General features: G+C 46.0%; 10 protein-coding genes. 2 read left to right on the top strand and 8 right to left on the bottom strand.

The window, feature by feature from the left end:
• Position 1: 1 nt before the first annotated feature.
• Positions 2 to 187, top strand: coding sequence for a DUF2065 domain-containing protein (locus OU793_RS13285; RefSeq protein ID WP_005480030.1), 186 nt, complete (start codon positions 2 to 4; stop codon positions 185 to 187).
• A gap of 84 nt (positions 188 to 271) precedes the next feature.
• On the opposite strand, the gene hflC is transcribed toward OU793_RS13285, so the two are convergent.
• The 8 genes from hflC to tsaE form a co-directional block, all read right to left on the bottom strand.
• The gene (hflC, locus tag OU793_RS13290; RefSeq protein ID WP_005460668.1) at positions 272 to 1252 is read right to left on the bottom strand and encodes a protease modulator HflC; all 981 of its coding nucleotides are present in this window, start codon (positions 1250 to 1252) and stop codon (positions 272 to 274) included.
• Between the two features lie 2 nt (positions 1253 to 1254).
• Positions 1255 to 2457, bottom strand: coding sequence for an FtsH protease activity modulator HflK (gene hflK, locus OU793_RS13295; protein WP_005460667.1), 1203 nt, complete (start codon positions 2455 to 2457; stop codon positions 1255 to 1257).
• Positions 2458 to 2502: 45 nt separating this feature from the next.
• Complete coding sequence (gene hflX / locus OU793_RS13300) at positions 2503 to 3792, bottom strand: ribosome rescue GTPase HflX (RefSeq protein WP_015297415.1); 1290 nt, start codon at positions 3790 to 3792, stop codon at positions 2503 to 2505.
• 38 nt (positions 3793 to 3830) lie between these two features.
• Positions 3831 to 4094: an RNA chaperone Hfq gene (gene hfq / locus OU793_RS13305; protein WP_005438329.1), complete on the bottom strand. Its 264-nt coding sequence runs from the start codon at positions 4092 to 4094 to the stop codon at positions 3831 to 3833.
• Positions 4095 to 4287: 193 nt separating this feature from the next.
• On the bottom strand, positions 4288 to 5220 hold the full coding sequence (miaA, locus tag OU793_RS13310) for a tRNA (adenosine(37)-N6)-dimethylallyltransferase MiaA (RefSeq protein ID WP_005496505.1): 933 nt from the start codon (positions 5218 to 5220) through the stop codon (positions 4288 to 4290).
• Positions 5217 to 7226 (bottom strand): DNA mismatch repair endonuclease MutL, encoded by a 2010-nt coding sequence (mutL, locus tag OU793_RS13315; RefSeq protein WP_140103414.1) that lies wholly within the window; start codon positions 7224 to 7226, stop codon positions 5217 to 5219. The genes miaA and mutL overlap by 4 nt, the downstream gene beginning before the upstream one ends.
• A 22-nt stretch (positions 7227 to 7248) precedes the next feature.
• Positions 7249 to 8964 carry an N-acetylmuramoyl-L-alanine amidase gene (locus tag OU793_RS13320; RefSeq protein ID WP_025818664.1) on the bottom strand — a complete coding sequence of 572 codons (1716 nt, stop codon included), beginning with the start codon at positions 8962 to 8964 and terminating at the stop codon, positions 7249 to 7251.
• On the bottom strand, positions 8958 to 9422 hold the full coding sequence (gene tsaE / locus OU793_RS13325) for a tRNA (adenosine(37)-N6)-threonylcarbamoyltransferase complex ATPase subunit type 1 TsaE (RefSeq protein ID WP_005457080.1): 465 nt from the start codon (positions 9420 to 9422) through the stop codon (positions 8958 to 8960). The genes OU793_RS13320 and tsaE overlap by 7 nt, the downstream gene beginning before the upstream one ends.
• Positions 9423 to 9786: 364 nt before the next feature.
• Between tsaE and queG the strand changes: the two genes are divergently transcribed.
• Positions 9787 to 10914 carry a tRNA epoxyqueuosine(34) reductase QueG gene (gene queG / locus OU793_RS13330; protein ID WP_140103413.1) on the top strand — a complete coding sequence of 376 codons (1128 nt, stop codon included), beginning with the start codon at positions 9787 to 9789 and terminating at the stop codon, positions 10912 to 10914.
• Positions 10915 to 11587: the final 673 nt, after the last annotated feature.

The raw sequence follows: 11587 nt of genomic DNA on the forward strand, positions 1-11587 counted from the left end.
TATGTCTGACTCTATTTGGCTAGCGATTGGACTTGTTTTAATTGTCGAAGGCATAGGCCCTTTGATCGCGCCAAACGGCTGGCGAAACATGGTGGCACAGCTGAGTGAACAACCGGACAACCAGCTACGGCGCATTGGTGGCTGCCTTGTGGTGGCGGGAGCCGTCATCGCATTTATGATGAGCTAATGTTTGGTGGCATACCAAAACCAACGGTACAACCGATACAAAAAAGGCTCCTTACGGAGCCTTTTTAGATTTCAGATGGTTCGCTTATTCAGCTTTCGCACCTTTCGCGTTATTCATGTACTGGAAGAAGTCACTCTTCGGATCCAGAACAAGAATGTCGTTCTTAGAGCTGAATGATTTTTCGTATGCTCTTAGAGAACGTAGGAAGCTGAAGAACTCAGGATCTTTGTTGTATGCATTCGCATAGATCTTCGCCGCTTCTGCATCCGCTTCACCGCGTGTAACACGAGCGGTTTTATCCGCTTCTGCAAGAATGGTTGCTACTTCAAGTTCCGCTTGTGCACGAATGATTTCTGCTTTCTCACGACCTTGAGAACGGTGCTTACGAGCTACCGACTCACGCTCAGCGCGCATACGACGGTAAATCGACTCACTGATTTCATCAGGAAGGTTGATTTTCTTCATACGGAAATCGACAACACGAACACCCAAGTCTTTCATTGCACTTTCACGAGTATCTCGCAGTACATCCGACATGATTAGGTCACGTTCACCATCAATTTCTAACGCTTCACGTGCCGCTTCTGTGTTCACTTCATCACTGCTTGCGTCTTCTGGTAGCACGTCATCATTACGTGGACCAGAAACGATTTGCTTGATTTCACGAGCACCGATTTCAGAACGAAGTACGTCTGTGACTTTACGCTCAAGAAGTGCTTCAGCTGTCAGAGAGTTACCACCGCCTGTTGCTAGGTAGTAACGGCCGAAGTCTTCAATACGCCATTTCACGTACGAATCGATGATAACGTCTTTTTTCTCTGACGTTACGAAACGGTCAGCACGTCCATCCATCGTTTGAATACGAGCATCTAACTGCTTCACGCGATCAAACAGTGGCATTTTGAAATGCAGACCCGGCTCATAAATTCGAGTGATGTCGTTGTTGTCTTTAAGAACACGACCAAATCGAACCACAATACCGCGCTCACCTTCAGGAATCACAAACAGAGACATCAGCATCAATGCTAGTGCGATTACCAGTACAGGGATCATTAACTTACGCATTCTTAGTATCTCCCTTGACGTGTACCTGTTGAACGAGACTGCGTGTTCGATGTTTCTTCTTGTGTACGCTCAGACTCTAGTTGAATGTGATCGTAGGTTGAAGAAGATTTCGATTTACGTTTAGTGTCTGTTTGGCCTTCTTGACCTGCCAATTTATCGATTGGTAGGTACAAAAGGTTGCCGCTTGATTCAGAGTCAATCAACACTTTAGATGTGTTGGTGTAAACCTCTTCCATCGCGTCAATGTACAGACGGTCACGTGTTACGCCAGGAGCCGCTTGGTATTCAGGTAGTAGTTTTTCAAACTGTGCTACTTGACCTAATGCTTCGTTAGTTACACGCTCGTTGTAACCTTGAGCTTCTTTCTTCAAACGTTCAGCACGACCCGTTGCCTTCGGCAAGATTTCGTTCTTGTAAGCTTCTGCTTCACGGATGAAACGCTCTTCATCCTCACGCGCAGCAATCGCGTCATCAAACGCATCTTTTACTTGCTCTGGCGGACGTGCAGACTGGAAGTTCACGTCAACAATCACCAGACCCATATCATAGCTATCGATGATTTGGTTTAGTGTTTCTTGAGTGCTTTGACGAATTTGCTGACGACCACTGGTTAGAATGCTATCCATTAGTGAATCACCAATTACCGCACGTAGCGCAGAGTCTGTTGCTTGACGCAAGCTATCATCTGCATTGGTCACGCGGTATAGGTATTTGTATGGGTCAGCAACTCGGTATTGAACGTCCATTGCAACCGTTACTACGTTTTCATCTTTCGTCAGCATTAGACCAGATGCACGTAGTGAGCGAATCGCTTGTACGTTAACCGCTTCGTATTCATCAATAAAACGAGGACGCCAGTTAAGGCCTGGGTCTACGATACGATCGTATTTACCTAAACGCAGTACAACACCACGCTCTGCTTCACCGATGGTGTAAAAACCAGCGAAAATCCACACCGCAATTGCAATGATCGCAATGACACCAAAGCCAATTGCACCACCGCCACCGCCGATAGAGGAACCACCGCCGCCTTTTTTACCAAACTTGCCACCCAGCTTTTGACTCAGTTTGTTGAACACTTCATCTAAATCTGGCGGACCTTGATCTCGGCCACCAGGACGCTGGCCACCACGATTATTATTACCCCAAGGGTCATTATCGCGGCCATTGTTGCCGTTGTTATTTCCAGGCTCATTCCACGCCATTAGAAAGCTCCATCATTTGATATGACGTTATACTGTAGCAGTCCTTTAAGTGACTATAAAGTCAGTCAAAACTGCCCCTTCTCTTTTTTCAAGTCTAGACCAATCTACTTGCTGCATTCGAATATCGATCAACAAGTTACCATCCTGGTCGTATTCCTCACGTTGAATACACTTCATTTGGAAGAATGTACTACGGAATCTTCCTTGATACTGTGGAGGAATTCGCAACTGATGCTCGACCATTTGCGACGCCAGACGTTCCGTCAGCGCATCAAACAGGAGCTCAATGCCCAATCCTTCCATTGCAGATACCCAGACCGCACGAGGAACCCCTTCCTCATCACGTTCTATACGAGGTGTCTGCGACTCTAGATTGTCGATTTTGTTCATGACGACAAGCGTCGGCACTTCGTGCGCGTCGATCTCTTCTAATACTTCATGAACAGCTTGAATATTCTCACGAAAACGCTCATCACTGGCATCAACAACATGTAACAAAATGTCAGCTTCTTGCGTTTCCTGCAAGGTCGCTTTGAAGGCAGCAACCAAGTCGTGAGGCAAATGTCGAATAAAACCAACCGTATCTGCCAGTATGGCTGGGCCAACATCCGCTAACTCCATCTTACGTAGTGTAGGATCCAAAGTAGCAAACAATTGGTCTGCGGCATACACGCCAGCTTCGGTTATTCGGTTGAAGAGTGTCGACTTACCCGCGTTGGTGTAACCCACGAGAGAAATTGTTGGGATTTCAGCTCGATTTCGGGCACGGCGTCCTTGTTCACGCTGCTTGGCTACCTTTTCTAGGCGGCGCAGGATGGCTTTGATTCGTTCACGCAATAAACGACGGTCGGTTTCCAGCTGGGTTTCACCCGGGCCACGTAAACCGATCCCCCCTTTCTGCCTTTCAAGGTGCGTCCAACCACGAATTAAACGAGTAGAAATGTGTCGAAGTTGGGCCAGCTCGACCTGTAGCTTACCTTCGTGTGTTCGTGCTCGTTGAGCAAAGATATCGAGGATGAGACCAGTGCGGTCGAGAACTCGACATTTGCACAGTGCTTCGAGGTTACGTTCTTGGGCAGGAGAGAGGGAGTGATTAAAAATCACAATTTCAGCACCAGTCAATTGTACCGTAGTAGCAATTTCTTGGGCCTTACCCTCTCCGACATAGTATTTCGGGTGTGGGGATTGACGACTACCAGTTATAACTTGCAGCGTCTCAACCCCAGCGGAAGAAACCAGCATCTCGAACTCAGCCAGATCTTCCCATTCACCTTCTTGCGTGAAGTTGATATGAACAAGTACGGCTCGCTCACCGGATTCATAACGGTCAAACAAGCAATCAACTCCTTATTTTAAAAATACTCGATGAAGAATTAATCTTCTGATTTCTCTTGTGGACGGTCGCCTTGAGGACGATCACCGCTGTGGTGGCTCACTGGACGAGCCGGCACAACTGTAGAAATCGCGTGCTTGTACACCATTTGGTTTACAGTATTTTTCAGCAGGATCACGAATTGATCGAATGATTCGATCTGACCTTGTAGTTTGATACCGTTCACAAGGTAGATAGACACTGGAATACGCTCACGACGTAGCGCGTTTAGAAATGGGTCTTGTAGAGATTGCCCCTTAGCCATTTTATTTTCCTTATTTAATTTGTAGTTGTAATTATTTAGCTAGTGGTGCAATGCAAAAAGTACTGCTTTTGCATCTGAGCTAAACGAATCAAAAATGCACTCTAAGTAATTAGCAGCATAGTATAAAAACTGCCAACAACAGATCCTTTGAGAGTGCGTTCACGCAAAAACGATCACATTATACACAGCTATCTCAATCAGATGCTATTGCTTCTGACATGGTTTCGAGCGCCTGCTCAATGTTATCGCTATCCAACCAAGTTAAGTCATCCCAGCTGCGTAACCAGGTGATTTGACGCTTGGCCAATTGACGAGTCGCACATACGCCACGAAATACTGCTTCATCACGTGTGCACTCCCCATCTAAATACTCCCACATCTGTCGGTAACCAACGCAACGAATAGAAGGAAGATCCGGATGAAGATCTTTGCGCGCATACAACGCTTTCATTTCATCTTCAAAACCCGCTTCCATCATTTTGTCGAAACGCAGTTCAATGCGACGGTGAAGTTCTGCCCTATCCTTGGGAGCTATTGCAAACTGTTTAACTCGGTACGGCAGGCTTTCACCTTTAGTTTGAGTCAACTCAGTAAGAGTTTTACCTGAAATACGATACACTTCCAACGCCCTAGATAAACGCTGGGGATCATTTGGATGTATTCTCGCAGCTGATACAGGATCAATTTCTTTCAGTTCATCGTGCAACACTGACCAACCTTTAGTCAATGCTTCTTGTTCAATTTGCTGACGAATTTCAGGATTTGCAGCAGGAAGAGGTGATAAGCCTTCAAGTAATGCCTTGTAATACAGCATTGTCCCCCCCACTAGGAGCGGAATTTTTCCTTCTGCAACAATATCATCCATCGCTTGCAAAGCATCGCGGCGAAAGTCCGCCGCCGAATAAGATTCGCTAGGATCTAGGATATCAATTAAGCGGTGCGGCGCTAAACTCAACTCTCTTTCGTCAGGTTTTGCCGTACCGATATCCATTCCTTTGTAGATCAATGCAGAATCCACACTGATGATCTCAACCGGAAACTTTTGACGCAAGCGAATCGCTAGCTCGGTTTTACCTGATGCAGTTGGCCCCATCAAGAAAAGAGCCAAAGGTAGTTTGTCTGTCATGGTTTTAATTTGGCTATCGTGGCAGAGAAATCAACAGCAGATACGAATGTTTTATCGTCTAGTGGCAATTGACCATGCCTTAACTGTTCAAGTTCCGCAATAATTTGAATGGCTTCAGAGAGAGTATAGTGACTCTTGACCGTTGTGACCTGCACAGCAAGCCAATCGATCAGCGCAGGAAGCATCTGAGTTGACGCCTTTTCTCCCTTCATCCACGTTTGCGCGTAAGATAACAGATCTGGCACTAAATTTTGTAAGTTTTGTTGGCGTAATGGTGCTGGCACGCCCATGACCATTAGCGCTTTATCATTTCTGGCTTTTAATTGGATACCCAACTGAGCAAAGTCTTGTTGATAATCTTGTGCCAACTTCACTAAGCCAGTGTCCAACTTCATCGACAACGGTACTAATAAAGGCTGCGCTTTTAACGCTCCTTCACTTGGCGTCAACTTACCTTTGGTGCGATAGAACTCAGCTCGAGGTAATGAAACTAATGCTACGCCACTGTCGCTGCTCATCAGAACAAATTGTTCATCCACAGCGGCCAACGCTTTCCCCAACGCTGTAACTTGAGGCAAACTCACTTCTCGAACGGACTCAGTCGATGTCGGTTGCTCAGCTTGTTGAGATTCGAAGTCGGGTGTTTTTAGCAGTTCATGGTAAGCGTGGACTTCTCGCTTGCTTGGTGCAGGTTCAGCATGACGCTCTTTACCGACACTTGGTTTAGGCGCAGGTTTGGATTCAATCCAATCCGTTCGCTTAAAGGAGTCTGCAATGCGCGCTTCACGCACAGATGAATCACTCGGCGCACGATCGCGTGGCTTTATCTCATAATCAGTACGTCCAGGGTACGTAGGCGTTTTATCAATCGCTTGATACACACGCTCTGGGACAGTAGTACTCACTGATTGTGGCGAGTATTGAGGCGTCGTTTCCGGTTGGCTTTCTCGCTCTTCAGGCTCTGCTCGATGGAACGCGGACTCATTGACTTGCGGCTTATCAATCACAGAGCTTTGTGCCAGTGCATCAGCCAAAGCTTGATAGATAAAGTCATGTACCAATCTTGCTTGATGGAAACGCACTTCATGCTTCGCTGGATGAACGTTCACGTCCACCTGATGCGGGTCTAGCTCGATGAACAACACATAAGCGGCAAATTGATCCGGCTTTAAGCTCATTTCATAACTTTGACGAATCGCATGATTGATCAGTTTGTCCCGCATCATGCGGCCATTCACGTAACAATACTGCAAATCGCTTTGCTGACGAGCCCCATCCGGGGTGGTGATCCAACCATGCAACTTGAGACCTTGATGCTCAAGCTCAATACGAAGCATATTACGCACAAATGCATTACCACACACCGCCGCTATACGCTTTTCGGTTTGCAGTTGATTCTTAGCCGCACGGTACTGGCGGATCACTTTGCCGTTATGACGCACGTTGATCGAGACATCAAAGCGGCTCAGTGCAATGCGTTTTAACAGCTCGTCAATGTGAGCAAATTCCGTTTTTTCGGTACGCAGAAACTTACGGCGTGCAGGAGTATTGAAAAACAAATCCAGCACTTCAACCGTGGTACCAATGGGATGGGCAGCAGGCTGCAATTTGACCTGCATATCACGCCCTTCCGAATATGCACTCCACGCTTCTTCTTGCGCAGCTGGGCGAGAGGTTAATGTAAGACGAGAAACGGAACTGATACTCGCCAATGCCTCTCCACGAAAGCCCAAGCTCATGATCGCTTCTAAATCATCTAAGGTATGGATTTTAGACGTTGCATGACGACTGAGTGCCAGCCCGAGCTCATCTTTCGCAATCCCTTTTCCGTTGTCACGAACACGAATAAGCTTGGCACCGCCTTTTTCGATATCGATATCGATTCGGGTTGCGCCAGAGTCGAGGCTATTTTCCACCAACTCTTTGATGACAGAGGCAGGTCTTTCGACCACTTCCCCTGCCGCAATTTGGTTGGCGAGCCTAGCTGGCAAAATTTTTATCGTCATAATGAGTTAGAAGCTCACTTACTTATTTGTTTGGAATGATCAAGACTTGCCCAACAGCAAGCTCGTCCGAGCGCAAGTTGTTTGCTTGGCGAATACTCGCAACGCTCACGCCATATTTGGACGCAATCTTACCAAGGTATTCCCCTCGTGCCACTTTGTGCTTGCGAATCGGTTTATCTTTCACTGCTACGGTGATCTTAAGTTTTTGACCAACCCATAAGGTATCGGATTTTAAGTTGTTCTCACGACGAATATCCGACAGCTTCACTTTATAGTGACTTGCGATCTTACCCAAGAACTCACCCGATTTAACGGTATGAGTAATCGTTTCAGTCTCTACTGTAATAGGCTTGCTTGGCACTTGGATCTTGCCAGCTGACGGAATACGCAGTTTTTGTCCAACCGCTAAGCTGGTCGATTTCAACTTGTTCTCGGCCATCAACGCTTTCGAGTTAGTACCGTATTTATTCGCAATCACAGACAGCGATTCACCACGCTTAACAATGTGCACCATTGGTTTAGAGGAAGGTGAGAACACCGTGCCTTCAGGTGGGTTATCTTTTAGATATTTAACCACCGCTTTAGAGATAGCCTGCGCTAACTTATCTTGGTGCGCGCGTTGGAACAGCAGTTTCTCTTCTGTTGGGTTAGAGATAAATCCAGTCTCTACAAGGACCGATGGAATTTGTGGCGAACGCAATACTGCCAGACTAGTGTTGATTGGCTTGGTGTTGTGTAGATGCGCGACGCGTCCCATTTCACCCAAAATTTCGGTCGCCAACTTGTAGCCTTCTTTTTGCGAATGGCTGAACTGGAGATCGAGCAAAGTTTGGTTCACGTTGCGGTCTTTCGTGTTCGTGACAAATGCATTGCCAGAACCACCGAGCAGCTCGGACTGTTTCTCGTGGTTCTCAACCCAACGAGCAATCTCAGTGTTTGCGCGACGCGTATTCAATACGAATACCGATCCCCCACGAGGTTGTGGTGACGTGAACGCATCCGCGTGAACTGAGATTAACAGGTGCGCGTCATTTTCGCGGGCAAATGCAACACGGCGGTTTAAGTTAACAAAGTAGTCACCGGTACGCGTCATGCGCGTTTTGATTCCCGGCGTCGCATCAAGTTGCGCTGCAAGCTTACGAGAAATGCTCAGTACCGCGTCTTTTTCATACTTGCGACGAGATGGACCAATTGAGCCAGGGTCTTCACCACCATGACCAGGATCGATCACGATCAATACTTCTTGAGCACGCTGTACGGTACTCATGTCTTTGCTGGTTGTCGTCGGTTTGCTTGGTTTCGCTGCTGCTGTCGCGGTTTTCTTACCGTGTGGCAGGTCAATCACCAAACGATGCCCATATTGGCCGCCCGGCGTTGGACTGAGTTTGAATAACTCTGCCTGAACGTTTTTCTTTAATTCAAAAACAAGGCGATAGGTGCCTTTCTCTGGAGGCGAGCTTTTACGCACCAATTTAAGCACTGGGCTATCAGAAACGGTCACTGGCAATTTAGCTTGCATGGTGGTGTCTTTCATATCCACCACAAGACGGTCCGGCCCTGACAGAGAAAAATAGGAATAGTCCGCTTCCGAGCCTAAATCGATGACAACACGAGTCTCATCTGGGGAAGGCCACACTCGGAAACTTTTAACGACGTTAGCAAATGCTACATTGGGGATGATAAGGAGAAAAGTGGCGACAAACGTCGCCACTGCTCTAAAATTTGAAAGACTCAACATAGCTCCAATCGACTGAGTAACTGCACACCGTAATCATTGTTCGCCGTTATCTCAGCGACGCGTTGCTCACCTTGATAACGAATTTCTACATCTAAATCTGGTTGTGGTAGCAATCCTTGCCCTTTTTCAGGCCATTCAACCAAGCAGATCGCATCATCTGTGAAGTAGTCTCGGATCCCCATGAATTCCAATTCTTCAGGATCTGCCAATCGGTAAAGATCAAAGTGGTAAACCTGCCACTTATCTAATTGGTAAGGTTCGACAAGCGTATAAGTCGGACTTTTCACGTTTCCTTGATGCCCAAGAGCACGGACAAAACCACGACTGAAGGTTGTTTTACCTGCACCTAAATCACCATGCAGATAAATAGTGGTTTGTTGAGAACAAAGTTGAGCCAGCTCGGTGCCCAGTGCTACCGTTTCTTGCTCATCTTTTAAAGTAAATTGTTTCGTGCTCATTGATGCTTCTCTAACTAATGATCGTTGACTATATAAAAATCAAAAGAACAGGAATAGTAAACCGTGTTGGTTTTGAGAGACAAGCTTTCAAATGTCATATGTGCGAAAAAAGTAGCCAAAAACTGTAACTTATTTACCGAGTATTAACTTTGATCGAAAAGAGTTTAACTCACAGTTATAAGAACGCCGTACATAGCAAAAGGTTCCGTGATACATGCATAATGATTTTGCTGATAAAAACGCGCCAATGGCCATTCAGCCTGAACTTTGAGAAACGAATTTACGAGTACTAACCTCAACTTTACGGTAGCACCAATAGAATAGATCCGTTAAGATCCCGCCCCCTTTATCTCGGTGATAAAACATGAACTACGAACAACTCGCACAACAAATCAAAGTTTGGGGAAAAGAGCTCGGCTTTCAAAAAGTAGGCATCTGCGACGTTGATCTTAGTGAACATGAAGCCGCACTACAAAAATGGCTAGATGCTGGCTATCACGGCTCAATGGATTGGATGGCTCGTCACGGAATGATGCGCGCCAGACCCAATGAGTTATTACCGGGAACCGTTCGCGTTATCAGCGTCCGGATGGACTACCTACCGCCAGAAGCGCAATTTGCTTCAAATCTCGCAAATAAAAATCACGCTTATATTAGCCGCTATGCGCTAGGGCGTGATTACCATAAGCTGGTCAGAAAACAACTCAACAAGTTGGGTAAGCTCATAGAAGAAGAAGTGGGTCAGTTTGGTTATCGCCCTTTTGTCGACTCTGCGCCAATACTTGAGCGGCCTCTAGCCCAAAAGGCCGGATTGGGTTGGACAGGTAAACACTCACTGATCTTAGATAAAGAGTGTGGTTCTTGGTTCTTCCTTGGTGAACTGCTGATTGACCTACCTTTACCAGTCGATACTCCAAGTGTCGACCAATGCGAAAAATGCCGAGCATGTATTACGTCATGCCCGACTCAAGCCATTGTAGAAGATAAAGTTGTCGATGCGAGACGCTGTATCTCTTATCTCACGATAGAGTTTGATGGTGTCATCCCTGAAGAATTCCGCAAACCGATGGGTAACCGCATCTACGGTTGTGATGACTGCCAACTCGTCTGCCCATGGAACCGCTATGCAGACGTAACCAAACAAGAAGATTTCCATCGCAGGGAAAGCTTTCACCATCCAGACTTAGTTGAATTATTCCAATGGGACGAGGCGACGTTCTTAAAAAATATGGAAGGTTCTGCTATCCGTCGTATCGGTCACGAACAATGGCTACGTAATATATCTGTCGCACTTGGTAATGCAGAATACAACCAACGGGTGATAGACGCACTTAATGCGCGACTTGGTGAAAGTAAATTACTGGATGAGCACATCGAATGGGCACTTACCCAGCAGCTCAACCATATCCCTTCTGTAGATGCAGAACCGATTGAGACGAAGAAAAAGCGTTTAATTAGAATTGTTGAGAAAGGCTTACCTAGGGATGCCTAGTGCGTAGCCTATATGCAAGAGATTGAAAACACTTTTTGCATGCTCAATACATGACCCTGTTCTCAATTCTGTAATGTGGAAAAAAATTCTAGATTTGATTAAAAATGGGTTGCAAAAAAAAGTTAAACACAACCTGAGTAAATGACTAGGATCAAAAAAAGACAAGGTTATGATCGTATTTTAACGTATTCGATCCGATGAAATAATACATTTAGCCTTAAATAACAACAAGTTAAGACCAAATCACCAGCAACCAAGACTTCCTAAAAAAGAAAAGATCTTTCTTTACCCATCAAAATCCTCAAGCTAAAAACACTTTATCAACCAACTTATCCACAGAACGTTATATGTGGATAACTCTGTTAATTAACATAGGTAAAACGCTCCGAACATCATGAAATGATTACGCCAGCCGATTCATATCGTGTTTTAAACACAAACGAAACCGTCCGACATCATTTGATGCGGATTAAGATATGCTTTTAGGGGATTCATGCTTCGCAGCATTATGAAAAGAGCGATGGAATGGAGCGAAAGCCAAAGTGAACTGGGCGGCGCATCCGTAACGATCTGAGAGCTAGAAAATACCAACCACTCAAACTGTAACTATCGTCTGAAATTGGTTGCGGGGGCCGGATTTGAACCGACGACCTTCGGGTTATGAGCCCGACGA

Origin of the sequence: Vibrio sp. VP6 (assembly GCF_028823755.1) — a bacterium.
GTDB classification, from domain to species: Bacteria; Pseudomonadota; Gammaproteobacteria; order Enterobacterales; family Vibrionaceae; genus Vibrio; species Vibrio parahaemolyticus.